Annotated in this window: 15 protein-coding genes; 10 read left to right on the top strand and 5 right to left on the bottom strand. The window is 73.7% G+C overall.

Features of this window, described 5'->3' with window-relative positions:
* Positions 1-25: 25 nt before the first annotated feature.
* The 3 genes from ACWCSU_RS24455 to ACWCSU_RS24465 all read left to right on the top strand — a co-directional run bounded on the left by ACWCSU_RS24455 (position 26) and on the right by ACWCSU_RS24465 (position 1,767).
* On the top strand, positions 26-421 hold the full coding sequence (locus tag ACWCSU_RS24455; RefSeq protein ID WP_364091879.1) for a DUF2267 domain-containing protein: 396 nt from the start codon (positions 26-28) through the stop codon (positions 419-421).
* 436 nt (positions 422-857) lie between these two features.
* Positions 858-1,301: an Hsp20/alpha crystallin family protein gene (locus ACWCSU_RS24460; RefSeq protein WP_449937734.1), complete on the top strand. Its 444-nt coding sequence runs from the start codon at positions 858-860 to the stop codon at positions 1,299-1,301.
* 142 nt (positions 1,302-1,443) lie between these two features.
* Positions 1,444-1,767: a MerR family transcriptional regulator gene (locus ACWCSU_RS24465; protein WP_357699522.1), complete on the top strand. Its 324-nt coding sequence runs from the start codon at positions 1,444-1,446 to the stop codon at positions 1,765-1,767.
* Positions 1,768-1,971: 204 nt separating this feature from the next.
* Here the strand turns inward: ACWCSU_RS24465 and ACWCSU_RS24470 are convergent, their stop codons facing one another.
* Positions 1,972-3,213, bottom strand: a complete 1,242-nt coding sequence (locus ACWCSU_RS24470) for a hypothetical protein (RefSeq protein WP_449937736.1) — start codon at positions 3,211-3,213, stop codon at positions 1,972-1,974.
* A 315-nt stretch (positions 3,214-3,528) separates the two neighbouring features.
* A complete protein-coding gene (locus ACWCSU_RS24475; protein ID WP_449937739.1) occupies positions 3,529-5,001 on the bottom strand; it encodes an MFS transporter in 1,473 nt (490 codons plus the stop codon).
* A 65-nt stretch (positions 5,002-5,066) separates the two neighbouring features.
* Between ACWCSU_RS24475 and ACWCSU_RS24480 the strand changes: the two genes are divergently transcribed.
* The 4 genes from ACWCSU_RS24480 (at position 5,067) to ACWCSU_RS24495 (ending at position 11,519) form a co-directional block, all read left to right on the top strand.
* The gene (locus tag ACWCSU_RS24480; protein ID WP_449937741.1) at positions 5,067-6,047 is read left to right on the top strand and encodes a helix-turn-helix transcriptional regulator; all 981 of its coding nucleotides are present in this window, start codon (positions 5,067-5,069) and stop codon (positions 6,045-6,047) included.
* Between the two features lie 410 nt (positions 6,048-6,457).
* Positions 6,458-9,685 (top strand): BTAD domain-containing putative transcriptional regulator, encoded by a 3,228-nt coding sequence (locus ACWCSU_RS24485; RefSeq protein ID WP_449937743.1) that lies wholly within the window; start codon positions 6,458-6,460, stop codon positions 9,683-9,685.
* Positions 9,686-9,735: 50 nt separating this feature from the next.
* A complete protein-coding gene (locus tag ACWCSU_RS24490) occupies positions 9,736-10,479 on the top strand; it encodes an SDR family NAD(P)-dependent oxidoreductase (protein ID WP_449937745.1) in 744 nt (247 codons plus the stop codon).
* A gap of 5 nt (positions 10,480-10,484) precedes the next feature.
* Positions 10,485-11,519 carry an RNA polymerase sigma-70 factor gene (locus ACWCSU_RS24495; RefSeq protein WP_449937747.1) on the top strand — a complete coding sequence of 345 codons (1,035 nt, stop codon included), beginning with the start codon at positions 10,485-10,487 and terminating at the stop codon, positions 11,517-11,519.
* Positions 11,520-11,525: 6 nt separating this feature from the next.
* Here ACWCSU_RS24495 and ACWCSU_RS24500 read toward each other — a convergent pair whose 3' ends face one another.
* Positions 11,526-11,648: a hypothetical protein gene (locus tag ACWCSU_RS24500; protein WP_449938396.1), complete on the bottom strand. Its 123-nt coding sequence runs from the start codon at positions 11,646-11,648 to the stop codon at positions 11,526-11,528.
* Positions 11,649-11,910: 262 nt separating this feature from the next.
* Between ACWCSU_RS24500 and ACWCSU_RS24505 the strand changes: the two genes are divergently transcribed.
* Both ACWCSU_RS24505 and ACWCSU_RS24510 read left to right on the top strand, forming a co-directional pair.
* Positions 11,911-13,005: a winged helix DNA-binding domain-containing protein gene (locus tag ACWCSU_RS24505; RefSeq protein ID WP_449937749.1), complete on the top strand. Its 1,095-nt coding sequence runs from the start codon at positions 11,911-11,913 to the stop codon at positions 13,003-13,005.
* A gap of 94 nt (positions 13,006-13,099) precedes the next feature.
* Positions 13,100-14,857, top strand: coding sequence for a SpoIIE family protein phosphatase (locus tag ACWCSU_RS24510; protein ID WP_449937751.1), 1,758 nt, complete (start codon positions 13,100-13,102; stop codon positions 14,855-14,857).
* Here ACWCSU_RS24510 and ACWCSU_RS24515 read toward each other — a convergent pair.
* Positions 14,802-18,341, bottom strand: a complete 3,540-nt coding sequence (locus ACWCSU_RS24515; protein WP_449937754.1) for a protein kinase domain-containing protein — start codon at positions 18,339-18,341, stop codon at positions 14,802-14,804. The genes ACWCSU_RS24510 and ACWCSU_RS24515 overlap by 56 nt on opposite strands.
* 6 nt (positions 18,342-18,347) lie before the next feature.
* Positions 18,348-19,052 (bottom strand): TioE family transcriptional regulator, encoded by a 705-nt coding sequence (locus ACWCSU_RS24520; RefSeq protein WP_357699505.1) that lies wholly within the window; start codon positions 19,050-19,052, stop codon positions 18,348-18,350.
* Positions 19,053-19,129: 77 nt separating this feature from the next.
* Here ACWCSU_RS24520 and ACWCSU_RS24525 point away from each other — a divergent pair, with 77 nt between their 5' ends.
* A complete protein-coding gene (locus tag ACWCSU_RS24525) occupies positions 19,130-20,314 on the top strand; it encodes an erythromycin esterase family protein (RefSeq protein WP_449937756.1) in 1,185 nt (394 codons plus the stop codon).
* The last annotated feature ends 1 nt before the right edge of the window (position 20,315 follow it).

Raw genomic sequence — 20,315 nt, forward strand, 5'->3', positions numbered from 1 at the left:
CGGCTGTCGGACAGGAAGGGGCATCATGCGGATGCGGTGGGACGCGTTCTTGGCCGCGACCCAGGAGCGCGGCGAATACCCCTCGCGGGAGGAGGCCGAGCAGGCATCCCGCGTCGTCCTGGCCCTGCTGGGCGCGCACCTGGTGGGCGAGGTGCGCAATGAGCTGGCCGCCTGGCTCCCCGAGACGCTGGCGCAGGTCCTGCTCAACCCTCTGCCGGCCTACGAACCGCTGACGCCCGAGCGGTTCGTCCGGGCGACCGCGGCCTGGATCGAGGGTTCCACGGAGAAGACCGCGACGTGGGACGTCAGCGCCGTGCTCAGCGTCGTGGCCGACACCGCGGGCGAGGACCTGATGAAGCGGATCCTGCTGCAGCTCCCGCCCGGCTACGACCTGCTGTTCGGCCGCCCACAGCCAATCTGACGACCAGCCCCTCCGCGGAGGGGGGCCGGCGCAGCAGGCGGCGCCGGGCGGAGCTTGGGCCCCGCTGCCAGGTGCCCGCGCCTCGAGGCTGATCTTCCGCACCCCGTGTAGACGCACCGGTGATGCGCCCTTTCTGCGGGCACGCCCAGGGAGCGAGCCCGCAGCATCCAGCCTGATCAACAAACGGAGCGGCTCCCATGCTGCCCGCTTCCTCCGCCTTCCTGCCGGACGGACCCGCCGTCGGACGGACTGCCTTCATCCCTGACTCCACGAGACCGTTGGTGATGCTGCCGTTTGCCTGCTTCGAGCTGGGGTTATCTGCATTCTTGACAACCCGGGCCTGCAGATTCTTATAATCCGAACGAGAGGTTCCCTCATAGGGAAGGGACAGGAAGCCCGGGCCGGGAAGGCGGCTCGGGGGTCTTCGGAGGTGACGATGATGCTGCTGACGTCGATCGACCCGTTCGTGCAGGAGTTCGAGCGTCAGTTCGACCGGCTGGCCCGCGAGACCGCCGCACAGAGCGGCGGCGCGGTCATGCCGATGGACGGGATCCGCCGCGCCGACGATGTGGTGCTGCGCTTCGATCTGCCCGGCATCGACCCCGATTCCATCGAAGTGACCGTCGACCGCGGGGTGCTGTCGGTGTCGGCGCGCCGCGAGGAGGAATACGGCGAGGACGAGCGAGTGTTCGTCCGCGAACGGGTGATGGGTACGTTCACCCGCCGCGTCTACCTGTCCGAGCACCTGGACGCCGACGCGATCGACGCCGCCTACTCCAACGGCGTGCTGGTCGTGCGCATCCCGGTGCTCGAGCGCGCCAAGCCGCGCAAGGTGGCCATCCACCATGGCGGCGACATTCACAAGGCGATCAAGCGCTGACCACCCAGGGGGACCACACTCCGCAGGAGCGTCCGAACGCTACGGCGGGCGCGCACCCGCCCCCGGCGGCGCAGAGCACAAGCGCCGGGGCGGGTGTGCGCCCGCCGGCATCACCACTCCCGGGAGAAGGGAGCCCCCCTGGATGAGCTTTTCCCTCGATGACGAGTACGCGCCCCTGTTCACCGTCGGCCAGGTCGCGGCGATGCTTCAGGTGCAGCAGGCCTTCCTGCGCCGTATCGACGACCAGCAGCTGGTGTCCCCGCAGCGCTCCACCGGCGGGCAACGCCGCTACAGCCGCCGCGAGATCAACCGCATCCAGCAAGTGGTCGTCATGAAGGACCAGGGCATGACCCTGCCCGCCATCCGCCTCATCCTGGAGTTGCAGCATGAGCTCGCCCAGGTCACCCGCGAGCGGGACGAGCTGGCCCGCCGCCTGGCCAACCTGCAGCCGGACCCGAACACCTGACGCGCCCCACGCCACCTGCCGCACCCGCCGGCAAGCCCGTCGCGATCCCCACGGTCGAGGCTGACCCGGCCGAACCTCTCTCCGCGGCCCGTCTCTGCCGTGTTCCGGTGGCACCCGCACGCAGTCTCCACCGGCACCGACGAGGAGCCCTGGATCTGCCCCGAGCGAGGGCATCCGGGTGCCGTGTCACCTGGGCTCCCCGGTTCACGGCGCATGGTCGGACACGGGCTCGGGGGGCCGGGCCGGTCCCTGCGCCCGCAGTTCGGCGGCGACCGCTCGTTCCCGGAGGCGGGCGGCCTCCGCGCGTGCCGCCTCCAGCTCGGCCCGCACGTCCGCCAGCCGTACACGTTCCAGCCGCAACTCCGCCAGCAGCTGATCGCGTTCCTTGACCGCCGCCGTGGCCCGCGCCTTCTCCCGCGCGTGCTGCTTGCGCTCCTTGGCCAGCGCCGTGGCGGCGTCCTGCTCGGCCGCCGCCAGCTTCAGGGCCAGCTCGCCCGCCTCGGTCGCGGCCTGGGCGGCCTCCCGCAGCGCGACCGCCCCGTCCCGCTCGGCCTCGGCGGCGGCGCGTTCGGCGCGCTCGGCCCGCGCCACGGCCCGCTCCCGCTCCTGCGCGGCCGCCTCCTCCCGGGCCCGGGCCGCGATCACCGCACGCTCGGCCAGCTCGCGCGCCCGCCCGGCGGCCGCCGTCTCCTCGCGGGCGTGATCTCTCTCCTCCCGCGCCCGGTCGGCCTCCGCCCCCGCCTGTACGGCCTGCGCCCGCGCCTCCCCGGCCCGCTCCTCGGCCGCCTCTACCTGCTCGGCCAGCTCCTGAACGACCTGATCCCTGGTCTGCTCGGTCAGCTCCGCCTGGCGCGAGGTCTCCTTCACCCGCCGTTCGGCCTGCTCGGCCCGCCGGATCGCCTTCTCGGCGGTCTGCAACGCCTGGCGTTCGGTGCTGGCCGCCTCGCGCAACGCGGCCAGGGCCTGCTCGCGGGCACGTTCGGCGTCCTGGAGGGCCGTCTCACGCTCGTTCTCGGCCTCCTCCAGCCGCTCTCGCATCTCGGCGGTCTGGCGGCGGGCGTGCTCGGTGGCCTCGCGGGCGAGGCGTACCTGCTCGAAGGCCTGTTCGCGTTCGGTGCGGGCGATCGCCACACGTGTGTGGGCCTCGGCCTGGACGGCGCTGAGCTTGGCCTCGACCCCGGCCGGGCTCAGCTCGTCGGCCAGGGCCTTGGCCAGCGGCTCGATGGCCGCGACGAGGCCGCTCTCCATCCTGTCGTACAACTGCTCGGCCCTGGCCAGCGCGCCTTCCAGCCCCGGGGTCGCCCGCCGCAGCTCGCGCTCCCGCTTGGCCGCCGCCTGGCATCCCTTCTCCGGACAGTACGACTTGGGCCGCCCTCTGCCCGGCCGCTGCTCGACGGGAGCTCCACAATGCTTGCAAGGCGTCACCACGCCGACCTCCGCAGTCACGGCGACACCCTAACAGTTTCTAATTTCTGGAAATTCAAATACGGAAATTGACCGTGAGCGTGCACTGGCAAGGTGAAGGGGTGTCCGTACGGCGTCCCGCGACGTCCAGAACCTCGGCGCCGCAGGTCAACGCCGTGGCTCTGGACGCCTGCCGGGCATGCGCCCCACATCCGGCCGACCAGTCAGACGTACGGTGCCTCCGGCGTGTCGTCGTCGCCGCGCCAGGAGTTGATGACCAGCGGACAGGAACAGCGGACCCTGCGTGCCGCCGTCCGGCAGTCGGAGCAGACGAGGCAGCAGGTGGACGGTGCCGCCCTACTCGGCGTGCTCGATCGCGGCTTTCGGGAGGGCGAGCATCACGAGCGCCGTGATCAGGTACAGCGCGGCGGAGACGACCAGGACGATGCCCAACGCGTGACTGTAGTCGGGCAGCGCCGGTGCTCCGGTGGCCGAACCGGTGACGGAGGCGAAGAAGATCGTGCCGAGCACGGCGATGCCGACGGCGCCGCCTACCTGGTTGACGGTGGAGAGCACCCCGCCCGCGGCGCCCGCGTCGCGTCCGGGGACGCCGGCGAGGACGACGTTGACGAGAATGGGTGCGGCGAGCCCGAGCCCGAGGCCGCCGACGAAGAGTGCGAGGGCGAGGAGCCAGTATCCGGGATCGTCGCCGTCCTTGACGATGAACCACAGGACGAGCTGAGACGCCGCGATGGTGAGCGAGCCGACGATCAGGAGCGTTCTGCCCGCCCTGGCGGCGAGAGCGACGCCGAGCCCGGACGTGATGATGGAGCCGAGCGCGTACGGGAGGATCACCAGGCCGGTCTCCCATGCGGTTCGGCCGGTTCCCTCCTGGAGGTAGACCGAGAGGGTGAGAAAGTACGAGCCGATGCCGCCGAAGAAGAGCACCGAAGCGCCCAGGCCCACTGCGAAGGCGCGGATTCTCAGCAGAGCCGGGTCAAAGACAGGTGTCTTTCCGACGAGTCGGCGCTCGTGGACGAGGAAGATCGCTAGCAGGCTGGTTCCAGCCGCGAGGAGCACGTAGCCGGCCCAGGTCCGTCCCCATGTCTCGGTCTGGATGATCGGCAGCAGCAGGAGAAGGATGCCCGCGGCCGCGAGCAGCGCGCCCAGGAGATCCAGGCGCGCGGTCGAGGCGGAGCGGGACTCCGGCAGGACCTTCGCGCCGATGACGAGCGCCAGGACCGAGACGGGCACGTTGATCCAGAAGATCGTGCGCCAGCCCAGGCCGAACAGGTTGATGTCGACGAGCAGCCCGCCCAGGAGCGGGCCGGCCACCGAGGCGAGACCCTGGACCGCTCCGTAGGCGCCGAACGCCTTGGCACGCTCGGCCGGCGCGAACGATGCCCGGATGATCCCGAACACCTGCGGGACGAGGATCCCGGCGGTCAGTCCCTGCCCGGCCCGCATGCCGATGAGCATGCCCGGATCGACGGCCAGCGCGCACAGCGCCGAGGTGACCATGAACCCGGCCAGCCCGATCATGAACAGCCGTTTGCGTCCGTACTGATCGCCGAGCCGTCCGCCGGTGATCAGGCCCGCGCCCAGGGTGAGGGTGTAGGCGGCGATCGTCCACTGGATCTGAGCGTCGCCGGCGCCCAGATCTTGCGCTAACGCCGGTGCAGCGACGGTGACGATCGTGGCGTCGAGAAGGTCCACGAAGGAGCCGAAGAGCACCACCAGCAGCGCCGCGGTCGCGCCGGCGCCGACGATGGGGGTCGGAGAAGCCTCCGTGACGGGGGTGCCCTTTCGAGGGCTCGGTGAAGCGGTCATGGCGGCCACCATCGTCGGCATAGTTGCCATCGAGTGACCGCTACCGGTGAGAGAATCGGCGAATCATGGCTGCTACCTCCGCGCGGGCGCTCAAGCTGCTGTCGATCTTCGGGATCGGCGCGACCCTGACCGCCGAGGAGCTCGCCACCCGGCTCGGAGCGTCGGTACGAACCGTACGTCGCGACATCGATACGCTCCGGGAACTCGGGTACGAGATCGAGGCCGTCCGCGGCGCGGGGGGAGGGTATCGGCTCGGTCGCGCCACCCGCTTGCCGCCGGTCGTCTTCGATGAGGATCAGGCCGTCGCCGCGGCCGTCGCGCTCCAGACCGTGCCGGCGGTCCTGTCCGGCATCCGCGAGAACGCGGCGCGTGCTCTGGCCACGCTGCGCCAGGCGATGCCCGCGCGTAGCCGCCTGCACGCCGAGGCCTTCACCATCTCCTCGGCCCGCAACTACTGGGAGTTCCCCGCGCCGCCGATCGACGCCGAGATCGTCCGTGCCGTCGGCGGCGCGATCAACCGGCGGCACCTTGTTCGCGTGGACTACACCGGTGACGGCGAACCCGTCACGCTGAGGCTGGAGCCGCACGATCTCGTGGTGTGGGCCGGACGCTGGTATCTGGTCGCCTTCGACCCCGATGCGGGCCGATGGCGCGCGATGCGCGTCGATCGCATCACGGCACACATGCCCACGCACACGCCCTTCGGCCGACGTGACATCCCGCACGGCGATCCCGTCACCTTCGTCATGACCGCACACGACCGCGGAGACGCCGCCGCCGAATGGCCGTGCCGCGGCTCAGCCGTCCTCGCCCTGCCCGCCTCCACCGTCGCCCGGTTCGCCCCCGGCGGATCAACCGTCGAGTACGCCACCGAAGCCACATGCCGGCTCACACTCGGCGCATGGTCATGGCCAGGACTGGCAGGACTGCTCCTCACCTTCGACGCCGACCTCACCGACATCGAACCTGCCGAACTCAGGCAGGCCCTGCACTCCCTGCGCACCCGGATCAGCAAGGGACTCCGGCCCGGCCGACCTCACCGGTGACCTGACGCCGACCCTCTCTCTGACAGGGCCGGCGGAGGGACCGGCGGGCGTACGGGTGACGACAGGTGGGCGTAGATGGTGTAGTCCGCGCCGGAGCAGGTGCCGCGGAAGGTCAGCTCCTGGTAGGGGCCGGCATCGACCGCATCGTCGCTTCGTCGGCTTCTACGAACTGCATGTTTTCCTCCTCATGTGGTTGCACTCATCCGTATGAGCCGGGACGACGAGCCGACGTGACAGGGGTGCAACGCCATTCGGAAAGTCGACCTCCCATGCCCACGACGTCGCAGCTCACCTGCCCCCTTGAGGACGGGTGAGCCGGTCTATCGGTTCGACGGGTCAAGCCTGCTCCCGGCGTTGGGCGGGGACTTGGAACCGCTTGGGAACGCCCCGCGCGTAGGATGTTGCACGTCATGGTCTTGATCCGGGTTTTGGGCTCTTTCGGCGCCGAGGTCAACGGCGAGCCCGTCCCCCTGGGAGGCCCGCGGCAGCGCGGCGTCCTGGCCCTCCTGGTCGCGGCGCGCGGACAGGTCGTGTCGGTCGACCGGATGATCGAGGACCTCTGGCGCGGTGAGCCGCCGTCCCGTGCGCTGCTCTCCCTCCAGGCGTACGTCTCCAACCTGCGCCGGCTGCTGGAACCCGGCCGCCCGCCCCGAACCCCGGCCCGCCTCCTGGTGAGCGCCGCCCCCGGCTACGCGCTGCGGCTGCCGCCGGAGTCGGTGGACGCCTGGCGTTTCGAGGACCTGCTCGACGAGGCCCGCACGCTCACCGAGCCTCGGGCCGCCCGCGCCCGGCTGGCCGAGGCGTTGGGCCTGTGGCAGGGGCCCGCGTTCGCCGAGGTCGCCGACGAGCCGTGGGCCGCCGCCGAGACCGCCCGCCTGCACGAGCTGCTCCTGGTCGCCCGCGAGCTCCACGTCGCGGCGGGCCTGCGGGCGGGCGACCCCGTCTCGGTGGTCCCCGAGGCCGAGCGGCTCACCCGCGACGAACCCCTGCGTGAAGAGGGCTGGCGGCTGCACGCCCTGGCGCTGTGGAGCAGTGGCCGCCAGGCCGACGCCCTGGCGACGCTCCGCCGGGCGCGCGCCACCTTCGCCGACGAACTCGGTCTCGACCCCGGCCCCGACCTGGTCGCCCTGGAAGAGGCGATCCTCGCCCAGCGCATCGACATCCTCCGCACGGCCGTCCCCCCACTCCCGGCCCCCAAGCCTCCGCACGCCGAGCCCCCGCACCGCGCCGCCTCTTTCGTGGGGCGGGAGGGCGAGCTCGCCGCGCTGGTCTCGGCCGCCGGGGAGGCCGCCGCCGACGGGGCGCGCGTCGCTCTTGTCACCGGGGAGGCGGGGCTGGGCAAGTCGACGCTCCTGGAGCACCTCGGCGCGCGGTTGGAGCGCGACGGCTGGCTCGTCGCCGCCGGGCGCTGTCCGGAGGTCGACGGCGCGCCGCCCGCGTGGGCGTGGGTCGAGGCGCTGCGGGCCGTCGCCGCGACCGTTCCTCCGGGAGAGTTCACGGAAGACCTGGCGCCGCTGCTGTCCGACTCCATGCCGGTGGGCGGCGACGCCGCCGCCGGGCGCTTCCGGCTGCGGCGGGCCGTGTGGGGCTGGCTCGCGGCGGCCGCCGCGCAACGGCCGGTCGCCGTCGTGCTGGACGACCTGCATTGGGCGGACACGACCACGCTGGGGCTGCTCGGCGGTGGCGTCGGCGTGCGGGCCCCGATCCTGGTCGTCGCCGCGTACCGCCAGGACGAGAGCGAGCACCTCACCGAGACGCTGGGTGCGCTCGCCCGCACCGCGCCGCTGCGCCTCGCGCTGCCCGGGCTCGACGGCGCAGCGGTGGCCGAGCTCGTACGGGCCGAGAGCGAGGCCGACGACGCGACGGTGGCGGGGATCGCCGAGCGCACCGGCGGCAACCCGTTCTACGTGCGGGAGAGTGCGCGGCTGCTGAACGGCGAGGGTGCGCTGGTCGCGCTCTCCGAGGTCCCCGAGGGCGTACGGGACGTGCTGCGGCGCCGGCTGGCCAGGCTCCCCGAGAGCGGCGTGTCCGTCCTGCGGCTGGCGGCGGTCGCCGGCCGGGAAAGCTCGGTGGACGTGCTCGTGCGGGCCGCCGACACCGACGCGGACGGCGTGCTGGACGCGCTGGACGCGGGCGTCATCGCCGGGTTGCTCGACGAGCCGGGGCCGGGGCGCGTCCGGTTCGTTCACGCGCTGGTCAGGGACACACTGGTCGCCGACGTCAGCCGGTTGCGGGCCGCCAGGATGCACGCCAGGATCGCCGCCGCGCTGGAGGGCACCGGCGACGTCGCGGCGCTCGCCCATCACTATGCGCGAGCGGGATCACCGAAGGCCGTCGGCTACTGCGTGCGGGCCGCCGAGCTGGCCGAGGCGCGCTACGCCCACGACGTGGCCGCCGCCCTCCTCACCGACGCGGTCGCCAACTCCAGCGATCCGGACGAGCGCGTCGGCCTGCTCGGCAGGCTGCTGCGCGCGCAGATCAGGGCCGGGGCCGTCGCCGCGGCCAGGGACACGCGCGAGCAGGCCGTGGAGTACGCCGAGTCGATCGGCCGCGACGACCTCATGATCGCCGCGTTCACCGCCTGGACCGAGCCCACCCCCTGGCAGGCCCGCACGTACGGCACGGTCGACCGTCCCGTCGTCGGCCGCCTCAGCCGCCTGCTCAAGCGGACCGACCTCGCCCCCGACGTGCGGTCCCGGCTGCTCGTCGCGTACGCCAACGAGCTGGTGGGCGAGGACGGTCCGACCGTCATGGCGGCGGCACGGGAGGTACTCGACCTCACCGCCGATCCCCGCCTCCGGGCCGCAGCGCTTCTCGTCCTGTCCGGTGAGACCAGGCGGGAGGAGTACGCCCGCGAGCTGGTGGAGATCGGCGTCGAGCACGACCTGCCCGTCTACCGGGTGACCGGGCTGTTCGACCAGGCCGCGAACGCCGCCGCGGCCAACGACCCCGCGACCATGCGCCGCGTGACCGGGGAGGCGCTCGACCTCGCCCGCGCCTACCGGATGCCGGAGGCGATCAGCGCCGCCGAGATCGCGCTGGCGACCCTGGACCTCGTCGAGGGCCGGTTCACCGACGCCGAGCGCCTCTACACCGAGGCCACCGCACACATGGAACGCGCCGGATCGGTGCACGCCGGTTTCCGCGGCCTCGCACTGGCGGTGATCTGGCTGAACGACGGCACGCTCGGCGACCACCTGGACGACGTGCGCGCTCTGCACGAGGCGCTCGGCCCGATGGTCACCGACCTGCTCGCGCTCGCCCTCCTCGCCGCCGGCCGCGGCGACGAGGCACGCACGTCACCGGGCCCGATCCGGCCCGACTTCTTCTTCACGTTCCTGACGAGCCTGCGCGCGATGGCGACCGTCGCACTGGACGACCGCGACGCCGCCGCGGAGATCTACGCGGACCTGCTCCCCCACCGCGACGGCCCCCCGGCCGGTGTGGAGAGCCTGTCGCTGGCCCTGCGCCCGGTCGCCCACACCCTCGGCGAGCTCGCCCTCCTCCTCGGCCGGGCCGATGAGGCCGCCGCCCACTTCGCCCGGGCCGCCGCCATCGCGGATCAGTGGAACGCCCCCCACTGGTCCGCCGACGCCCGTAAGCGCGCCGATCTTGCCCTCGGCCTCCATGTCATGTGAGGTCGATCACAAAGTGTCACAGGCATAGGGGGTGTTCCGTCTTAGAGCGCATGACGAACACGGAACGCACCACCGCCCTGATCACCGGCGCCAACAAGGGCCTCGGCCTGGAAGCCGCTCGCCGCCTCGGCGCGCTCGGCTGGACGATCTTCCTCGGCTCCCGCGACGAAGGCCGCGGAAAGGCCGCCGCCGCCCGGCTGGCCGACGCCGGCATCGACGTGATCATGGTCCCCCTGGACGTGACCTCCGACGCGTCGGTGACCGAGGCCGCCCGGCTCGTCGGCGAGCACACCGGCCACCTGGACGTGCTGATCAACAACGCCGGCGCGCCGGGCAACGCCGTCCCGCCCGCGGACGCCACGGCCGACGAGATCCACGCCGTCTACGACACCAACGTCTACGGCCCGATCAGGGTCACCCACGCCTTCCTGCCCCTGCTCCAGGCCGCCGAGCACCCGCGGGTGGTGATGGTGTCCAGCGCCGCCGGCTCCTTCGCCGTCGTCACGGACCCGGACCAGCCCGTCTCGAAGATGCACGAGCTCGCCTACAGCTCCTCGAAGGCGGCCCTGAACATGATCACCGTCCGGTACGCCCAGGCGCTCCCCCGCATCCGGTTCAACGCCGTCACCCCCGGCGAGACCGCCAACCACACGTTCGCCGCCACCGACATGAACCACCACACCGGCCGGCTCACGGTCACCGAGGGCACCGACTCGATCGTCGGGCTCGCGACCGCCGGCTCCGACGGCCCGACCGGCGTCTTCGTCGATCGTCTCGGCCCGATCGCGTGGTGACCGGCGTGCGCCGGCGCACCCGCCCTCCGCACGAGGAGGTTCCGGCGTGCGACTACCGTATGGAGGCGTCCCCGAACGAGAAGGCCGAGAAGATGAGCCGCGGCACACCGGCAGGCGAGGCGCGGGAACCGGACGTGACCGGCTACCGTCCGCTGCTGTTCTCCATCGCCTACGGGATGACCGGGTCCGTGGGCGACGCCGAGGACATCGTGCAGGACGCGTTCCTCGGCCTGACCAGGGCGCGCAACGTGGGCACCGAGGTCACCGAACCGAAGGCGTACCTGACGACCGCGGTGACGCGGCTGGGCATCGACCATCTGCGCTCGGCGCGGGTGCGACGGGAGACGTACGTAGGCGAATGGTTGCCCGAGCCGGTCGTCGCGCACACCGGCGAGCCCGGCCCGGCCGAGCACGCCGAGCTGGCCGACTCGTTGTCGATGGCGTTCCTCGTGCTGCTGGAGTCCCTCTCGCCGGTGGAGCGGGCGGTGCTCATGCTGCGCGAGGTGTTCGGGTACGGCTACCAGGACGTCGCCAGGATCACCGGCAAGACCGAGGTGAACTGCCGGCAGATCCTCACCCGCGCCAGGCAGCGCATCGCCACCGGCAGGCAGGCGCGCGACGGCGCCCGCCCCCTGGCGCGCCGGGCGGAGGGCGAGGAACTCGCCCGCAGGTTCTTCGCCGCGGCCGACGGCGGCGACCTGGACGCGCTGCTCGGCCTGCTCGCGCCCGACGTGGTCCTGCACGGGGACGGCGGCGGCAAGGCGCAGGCGATGGCCAGACCGGCGGCCGGGGCGTCGCGCGTCGTGAAGATGCTGGTCGCGGGGCTGCGCCGGGTCCGCGCGCTCGGCGTCTCGGCGCGGATCGCCTGGATCAACGGCCGCCCGGGCGCGGTCATGTACGACGCCGAGGGACGGGTGGCGGGCGTGGTCGAGCTGGACGTCGCCGACGGAGTCGTCCAGGCGATCCACTCGGTGGTCAACCCCGACAAGCTCGCCCACCTCGGCCCGGTCTCCGACGTCGCCCGCCTGCCGAAGAAGTGAACCGAGTCAGGAGACGGCGGCGGTGTAGCGCAGCCGCTCGGCGAGCAGCGCCCCCGGCCAGTCGCGGCGCATCTGCAGCAGCGAGAGCAGGGCCGGCAGGCGTGCCGAGGTCTTCCGCAGTTTCTCCATGGTGCCGCAAATAGAGGCCACAACCTGACCGCTTCCTTGGCCAGCATGGGCGGCGCAACCGGGAGCCGGACGGCCCCCGGCGACCACGAGCCGAACCGGCCAGGAGCCTGCCATGTCCGTCACTGTTGTGATCCACGGGCGCGAGCGTCGTGCGGCCGCTCGGGCCCGCGCAGTGGGTGCCGCTGCACGGCATGGTGAAGGACCGGTTCGGGGTGACCCGGATCGTCGAGCACGGCGCGTCCTGAACCAGAGGGAAGAAGAGATGACCGTTCTGAGCACCAGGGCGCTCAACCGCGCCACGCTCGCCCGGCAGCTGCTGCTCGACCGCGCCGCCCTGCCGGTCGCCGACGCCGTCGCGCACCTGTGCGGCCTGCAGGCGCAGGAGCCGCAGGAGCCCTTCACCGGGCTCTGGTCGCGGCTGCGCGCCTTCGATCCGGCGGCGTTGGCGGACCTGCTGACCGGCCGGGGCGTGGTGCGCACCCACCTGATGCGCCGCACGGTCCACCTGGTCACCACCGCCGACGTCCTGGCCTGGCGGGGCCGCCACGACGCGATGTTGCGCCAGCGGGTGCTCGGCGTCTACCGCCGCGAGCTCGCCGGGGTCGACCTCGACGAGCTCGCGGCGGCGGGACGGGCGGTGCTGGCCGACGGCGAGCCGCGCTCGATGTCGCAGCTGGCGCGGGCGGTGGCCGGCCGCTGGCCAGCGCCGGGGCCGCGGGCGCTGGGCGAGATGCTGGTCGCCGCGCTGGTCCCGATGGCACAGCTCCCGCCGCGCGGGCTGTGGCGGACGAGGGCGGCCGTGCGCAACCTCCCGCTGTCGTCCTGGCTGGGCCGCGAGGTCGACCCGCCGTCCGCCGACGGCTCCGACCCCGTGGGCCAGGCGCTCGTACGGCGTTACCTGGCGGCGTACGGCCCCGCGGCCACGGCCGACCTGCGCGCCTGGTCCGGCCTGGCGGGCCTGCCGGCGGCCGTGGCCGCGGTACGCGAGGAACTGGTCGCCTTCCGGGACGAGCGCGGCCGGGAACTGCTGGACCTGCCCGGCGCGCCGCGCCCCGACCCCGGCGCGCCCGCCCCGGTGCGGTTCCTGCCGGCCTTCGACAACGCGATCCTCGGCTACGACGACCGCGGCCGGATCATCGACGACGTCCACCGCGGCCTGTCGGTCGCCGGCGCCCGGGTGGTGCTGGTCGACGGCCGGGTCTCGGCTACCTGGACCGTCGAGGACGACACCGTGCTCGTCACCCCGCTGCGCGGCCTCTCCACCGCCGAGCGGGCCGCAGTGGCCGAGGAGGGAGGGGCGCTGGCGTCGTTCCTGTCCGACGGCGGCAGCGACCGCATGCGGCTCGTCCCGTCCTGAGGCGGCCGGGTGGATTACGCGCCTGCCGACAAGGCTGATTAGATCCTCATAGGGTCAGCCATATCGACACCGCGTAATGGGAGGAGCCGACACCGTGAACGTGCCCGAACCCGATGCCGGGCCGCGCCCGCCGCAGGACGAGCGTCCCCGCCGGCTGGGCGACCTGACCCACGCGGGCGCGTACGTCGTGGACGACGGAGGCCGGATCGTCGAGGTCTCCCCGCGCACGGAGGAGCTGCTGCGCCGGCCCGCCGCCGAACTGCTCGGCGGCGACGCCCACGACCTGCTCCACCGCGGCCCGCGCGGCGAGACGCTGCCGCGCAGCCGGTGCGCGATGCGGCGTCCCCTCATCGCCGGCGGCACCTCCCAGGGCGAGCGGGAATGGCTGGAACGCGGCGACGGCTCCCTGCTGCCGGCGTCCTGGCTGGTCACCCCGTGCGAGCTCGGCGGTGGCAGGATCGGGGCGCTGGTGCTCTTCCACGACGCCGAGGAGCCCGGCGCGAACGCGCGGGAGCCGGGCCACGAGACGTCGATGTCCGAGCTCGACCGGCTGGCGCTGCTGGCGGAGACCACCACGACGCTCGCCGCCAGCCTCGACGTGGACGAGACGCTGCGCCAGCTCGTCCGCCTGGTGGTGCCGCTGCTCGCGGACTGGGTGGTGGTGGACCTGCTCACCGAGCACGGCGGCGTGACGCGCGCCGCCGTCGTCCACCATGAGGACGGCGCCCTGGTGCACCACGAGGATCTGGAGGGGCCGATGCCCGCCGTGCCCGAGGAGTCGCCGATGCCGCTGTCGCGGGCGTTGCGCGGGGTCACGGCGACGCTGGCCGGGCCGGAGACGTACCAGGGCGCGCCCGACTCCGGCATCGCCGTCTTCCAGCAGGAGCTGTTCCGCAGGACCGGCATGCACTCGGCGGGCATCGCGCCCATCCGCGGCGTGCGCGACGTGGTCGGGGCGCTGACCCTGGGCCGTGCCGAGCGGGCCGGCGCGTACACCACCGCCGACCTGCTGCTGGTCGAGGACATCGCCCGCCGCGCCGGCCTCGCCCTGGACAACGCCCGCCTGTACGAGCGGCAGCGCCGGGTCGCCGAGACCATGCAGCGCCACCTGCTGCCCCGGCTGCCGTCGGTGCCCGGCCTGGAGATGAGCGCCCTGTACGTGCCCGCCCCCCGCGCCTCGCAGGTCGGCGGCGACTGGTACGACGCCTTCACCATGCCCGACGGCGCCACCGCCCTGGTGATCGGCGACGTGGTGGGCCACGACCTGGAGGCCGCCGCCGGGATGGCCCAGGTCTGCAACATGCTGCGCGCCTACGCCGGCGCCGAGCGCGACCTGCCCAGCGCGATCCTCGACCGCCTCGACCGCGCGGTGGTGCGCATGGCGCAGGCCACCATGGCCACCGTCGTCCTGGCCCGGCTGGAGCACGCCGAGGACGGCCGCTGGCTGCTGAGCTGGAGCAACGCGGGCCATCCGCCGCCGCTGCTGGTCGAGCGCGACGGCCGGACCCGCTTCCTGGAGGACGCCCAGGGCCTGCTGCTGGGCACCGGCCTCCGCGGCGATCGCACCGACGCGGTCGTCGAGCTGCCGCCGGAGTCCACCCTCGTGCTCTACACCGACGGGCTGATCGAGTCGCCCAGGCATTCCCTGGACGAGGGGCTGGCCCGCCTGAGCCGGTACGCCGCCGCCCACACCCACCGGCCGCTGAACGCGCTCGGCGACCTGCTGCTGAAGCGCGTACGGCCCGACGACAACGACGACGACGTCGCCATGCTGACCCTGCGCGTGCCGCCCAGGGTCACGACCGTCGGCGCCGCGCGCCAGGGCACACGTCGCGGTAGGGCACGTCCTTGAGGTACTGCCGCCACTCCTCCTCGCCCATCGTGCGGCCCGCGCGCTCGCACACCAGGCGGGCCACGGACTCGGCACCGACGGGGATCCGGATGATCGTCCCCGAGGTGTTGCCCGAGACGTACAGGGTCCGGTCGTCGGCGCTGAAGGCGAGCCGGTCGAGGATGCCGATGGGGAAGGAGCCGATGCGCTCGCGCGAGCCGACGTCCCAGACCTGGACGGTGTACACGTCGTCGAACGTCTCCCCGATGGACCTGCTGATCAGCGCGAGCAGCGAGCCGTCGTGGCTGAACAGCACGGTCTCGACCTGCGCACGGGCGGCCACGCGCAGCGCGGGCGGCAGTTCGGCCCCCTTGGCGACGTCCCACAGCTCGACCGTGGCCGAGCCGAGGGCGAGCACCTGGGCGGTGGGGCTGAGCGCGATCGCCGGGCCCGACCGGTTGAAGCCGGGGCCGACGGCCTTGCCGGTGCGCAGGTCGTAGGTCTTGCCGCTGCTGGTCACGACCGCTGTGCCGGCGCGCGTGGACATGATGGTGCCCGTGCCGGTGCCCAGCGGGTGCCGGGCGAGCACCCGGCCGGTGCCGGTGTCGAGGACGACCAGCTCGTTGAGCGCGTCCCGCTCGCTCAGCTCCTTCAGCGACAGCACCAGCCGGCCGCCGTCGGGGGTGAACGCCTTCGACACCACGCTCTGCGTGCGCGGCACGGGGTGCCGCCACAGGCGGCGGGCGGTGGCGACGTCCCAGAGGCCGGTCGAGGAGTCCTGGCCGTCGGCGGCCAGCCGCGCGCCCGCCGGGTCGAACAACTGCCCGGCGACGCCCGCGCTGCCGGCCATCGGGACGCCGAGCCGGCGGCCGTCCCACACGCGCACCGGTCCGGCGTCCTTGGTGGCGGCGGCCAGGCGGCCGTCCTGGCTGAAGGCGTCCAGCTCGTAGCCCTGCGGCAGCCGGGACGAGGGCAGGCGGGAGGTCAGGTCGGCGGTGATGGTCGAGTTGTCGAGGAGATAGCGGACGGTGTGACCGTCGGCCTCCAGCCAGACGTCCTCCGGCTCACCCTCCGCCCGGTAGAGGGCCAGCTCGTCGCCGTCGTCGGCGTCGAGCAGGTGCAGGGTGCGGCCCTCGACGGCGATCATCCGGCGCCCGTCGGGGCTGAGCCGCAGCCGCCCGTTCAGCGTGTCGTCCAGGGCCGACTCTTGCCAGAAGGGCCGGTCGGTGTCGGGCACCTTCCTGCCGGTGGCCAGGTCGAAGGCCGAGACGTCGCCGTTCGCGCACAGCAGCCGCCTGCTGTCCGGCGTGAACGCCACCACCGGCCCGCACGCCTTGGGCAGGCGGGTGTCCACGGTGAGGCCGGGCAGGCGGATCACCTTCAGCCCGCCCTGGTTGGGCCCGACGCCCGCGATGTACGCCCCCGAGCGCGCGATCACCGGGGCCACGTCCGCCTCCAGCTCGGGGGTGTAGGACGCGCCGGTCCTGGTGTTCCACAGGAACTCCAGGGTGCTCTCGCGCATCACCGCGGCCAGGTTCTCGTTCCCGTCGAAGGTGACGTGCACGCTCGGGCCGCCCTCGCCGACGCGGTGCTCGCGCAGCTTGGCGCCGGTCATGGTGTCCCAGGCGTAGGCCGTGTCCCTGCTGACGACCACCAGCGTGCGCCCGCTCGGGCTGAGTGCCGCCGCCGACGGCAGCGCGTCGAGGCCGTCCGGCCACCGCCAGAACGCGGTCTGCCGCTCGGAGTGCACGTCGTAGACCCGCACGCCGTCCTCGCCGGCGATGGCCCGGACCCGCCCGCCGGCCGCCGACGCGGCGGCGGGGCGGCCCTTGGCGCCGGGGTCGCGGAAGACCGCGCTCTCCGGCATCGTCAGCGAGGACGTCAGGCTGCGCCGCGTGCCGGGGCCGGGGGCCAGCCGCCAGCCGGCCACGCTGAGCAGCATCGCCCTGGCCGGGTCGGTCGTGCGCAGCCGGTCGGCCTCGGCGGCGGCCTGCCGTCCGACCGCCTGGTCGCGCTGCGTCTCCGCCAGGCGGCTCTGCTCGCTCACCTGCCTGCCGCGCAGCACGGCGAGGCCGCCCGCCGCCAGCGCCACCACCAGCAGCCCGGCCAGCGCCGCCGTGGTCAGCCGCCGGCGGCGCACCCGCCGCCTGGTCAGGCCGGTGCCCGCGGCCAGGAAGTCACGTTCGAGCGGGGTCAGCGTGATGTGCCTGCGGCCGGTGGCGGCCCAGGTCAGCGCCTGGTCGAGGCGGCTGCCCTGGAGCAGGTCGCCGTCCTTGCGGCCGTTGTCGGCCCACTGGCGGGCGGCGCCGCTGAGCTGGCCGAGCACGGCGAGGCCGTCGCGGTCGCCGTCCACCCACACGCGCAGCCGCGGCCAGGCGCGCAGCAGCGCGGGACGCGACAGCGCCACCGCCTCGTCCTTCTGCGTCACCAGGTAGGAGAACACCTGGAGGATGTGCTCGATCGCCCGGGTCTCCCGTTCGGAGCGGCCGGCGAGCAGGTCCTCCTTCATCGCCCAGCGCACGGCCTCGTGCCCGTCGTCGGTGACCGTCACCAGGCGCAGGAACACCTCGGCGGCCAGCTCGCGCTCCTCGGGGGCGAGCGCGCCGTAGGCGTCCTCGGCGATCGTGCCGAGCGCCGGGTCGGCCTGCTCGGGCACGTGCACGCCCCTGGCGGCGCGGCTGCCCGCCGTCAGCAGCCCGCGGGTGTCGGCGTCGTTGCCGCTGACCAGGGCGAGCAGCAGGTCGCGGGCGGTGGGGCGGGCCGCCGGGTCCTTCTCCAGCGCGGCCGACACCAGCGAGGCCAGCCGGGGCGGCAGCCCGCTCAGGTCGGGCTGCGCCGACAGCACCCGGTGCATGACGCCGCCGAGGTTGTCGGCGCGGAACGGGTCCGCGCCGGTGGCGGCGAACACGATGATGGCGCCCCAGGCGAACACGTCGGCGGGCGCGCCCGCCCGCTGCCCGGTGAACACCTCCGGCGCCATGTACGTGGGCGTGCCGGCCACCTCGCCGGTCCTGGTCAGCGACATGTCCATGGTGCGCGCGATGCCGAAGTCGATCACTCGGGGGCCGTCGGTGCCCAGCAGCACGTTGTCCGGCTTGAGGTCCCGGTGGATCACGCCCGCGTCGTGCACGGCGGTCAGGGCGGTGGCGATCGCCGTGGCCAGCCGGTGCAGGTCGTCCCCGGCGAACCGGCGTCCCTGCTCGACCGCGCGGCGCAGGCTGGGGCCCGGCACGTACTCGCTGACAATGTACGGCCTGCTGCCCGACAGGTCGCAGTCGAGCACCCGCGCCGTGCAGAACGACGCCACCCGGCTCGCCGCCGCCGCCTCCTTGGCGAACCGCTCGCGGCTGACCGGGCTGTCGGCCATGTGCAGGACCTTGAGCGCGACCCGGCGGCCTTCGGGGTCGTAGGCGTCGTACACCACGCCCTGGCCGCCGGAGCCGAGCCGTCCGGCCAGCCAGTATTGCCCGATACGCTGCGGTTCCCCGCCGTTCGACGCTTCCACGGCGTGTTAGATGCCCCTTCCGGTGTCAAAGTTCCGCTCATGCAGGTAGGCGTCCAGCGCGGCGGCGCCGGTGAGCATGGCCAGGCCCCTGGACGTGAGCCGGTCGCGCCAGTCGCGGAGCGTCGCCTGAAGGGGCTCGGGGCCGCCCGCCGCGCGCACCTGGTCCAGCACCTGGCGGATCTGCTCCAGCCCGTAGCCGCCGCGCCGGAGCTGGTGGGCCAGCAGCACGTCGCGGACGTCGGCGGAGGTGTAGACGCGGTAGCCGGTGCGCGGGTCGCGCCGGGGCACGGTCAGCCCCGCGCGCTCCCACTTGCGCAACGTCGCCGGCTTGATGCGCAGGCGGCGGGCCAGCGGGCCGATGAACGTGACGCCCGGTTCCAGCTCGCGCGGCGGCGCCAGGTCGCGCAGCGCGCGTTCGACGGCCTCCAGCGTGCGCCGGTCCTCGGCGAGCTGGGCGTGGCCGTCGTCGATCAGGCGCAGCGCCTCCTCGACGCCGCCGCCGTTGACGGCCCGCATGATCGCCGTCGCGGTCGCGTGCCCGTGGGCGGGGATCAACTCCAGGAACGTCCGCAGCGCCGCCGCGTGGCGCGGGGTGTAGACGCGGTAGCCGTGCGGGGAGCGCTTGGACGGCGGCAGGATCTCCGCGTCCTCGTAGTTGCGCACGGCCTGCGTGGACAGCCCGTGCCCCCGCGCCAGATCGATGGGCCGCATCTTGAAGGTAAGCCTTCCCGAACGCCTGCAGTTCGGCCGAAAGCTTACATGACGAGTTCAACGATACGGTTGAAGCCATGACGACCCCGATCCGGGACGCCGCCCAGCCGTTCTCCGGCGGCGCCCTGACCGCGCTGTTGCCCCCCGGCGTCCGCGTCCTCGGTCTCGGCGAGCCCACCCATGGCGTGGAGGCCTTCCTTGAGCTGCGCAACGAGCTCTTCCGTCATCTCGTCGAGCACGAGGGTTACCGGTCGATCGCCATCGAGAGCGACTGCCTGGCCGGCCTGGCCGCCGACGCGTACGTCACCGGCGGCGCGGGCACCCTCGACGAGGCGATGAGCCGCGGTTTCAGCCACGGGTTCGGCGCCTCGGCCGCCAACCGCGAGCTCCTGCGCTGGATGCGCGCCCGCAACGAGCGGCGTCCGCCGCGGGAACCCCTGCGCTTCGACGGCTTCGACGCCCCCGTGGAGATCACCGGCCCGGCCGCCCCACGCCCGGCCCTGACCGCCCTGTACGACCACCTCGCCCCCCACCTCGACCTGCCCCTGACCCGCGACGCCCTCGACGCGCTGCTCGGCCCCGACGAACGCTGGACCGACCCGGCCGCCCTCACCGACCCCTCCCGGTCGATCGGCGGCACGCCGGAGGTCAAGGAACTGCGCCTGATCGCCGACGACCTGGGCGTGCTGCTGACCGCGCACGCCCCCCGTCTGGCGGCCGTCACGTCCGAGGGCGACCGTTGGCGGGCCGGCCTGTACGCCCGCACCGCCTCCGGGCTGCTGCGCTACCACGCCGCCATGGCCGACCCCTCGCCCGCCCGCCTCGGCACGCTCATGAGCCTGCGCGACACGATGATGGCCGGCAACCTCGACGCGATCGTCCGGCGCGAGGACCGCCGGGGCCCGACCCTCGTCTTCGCCCACAACCGCCACCTGCAGCGCGACGAGAGCCGGCTGTGGTTCGCGGGCGAGCCGCTGCGATGGTGGAGCGCGGGCGCCGTCCTCGCCGCCGATCTCGGCGACCGGTACGCCTTCGCCGCCGCCGGGTTCGGCTCCCGGGGCGCCGACGTGCCAGCGCCCGGCACCCTCGAAGGCATCCTGTCGGCCCTGCCCGAGGACCGCGTCGTCGTGGACCCCCGCCGCCTGGCCGGGGCGCTCGACGGCACGCCGGCGCCCCGCGTCCCGGCGGACCACACCTACCTGTCCCTCGACCCCGCCACCGTCCACCAGGCGGACGCGATCGTCTTCCTCAAGGAGATCTGAG

Source organism: Nonomuraea sp. NPDC001699, assembly GCF_053596455.1.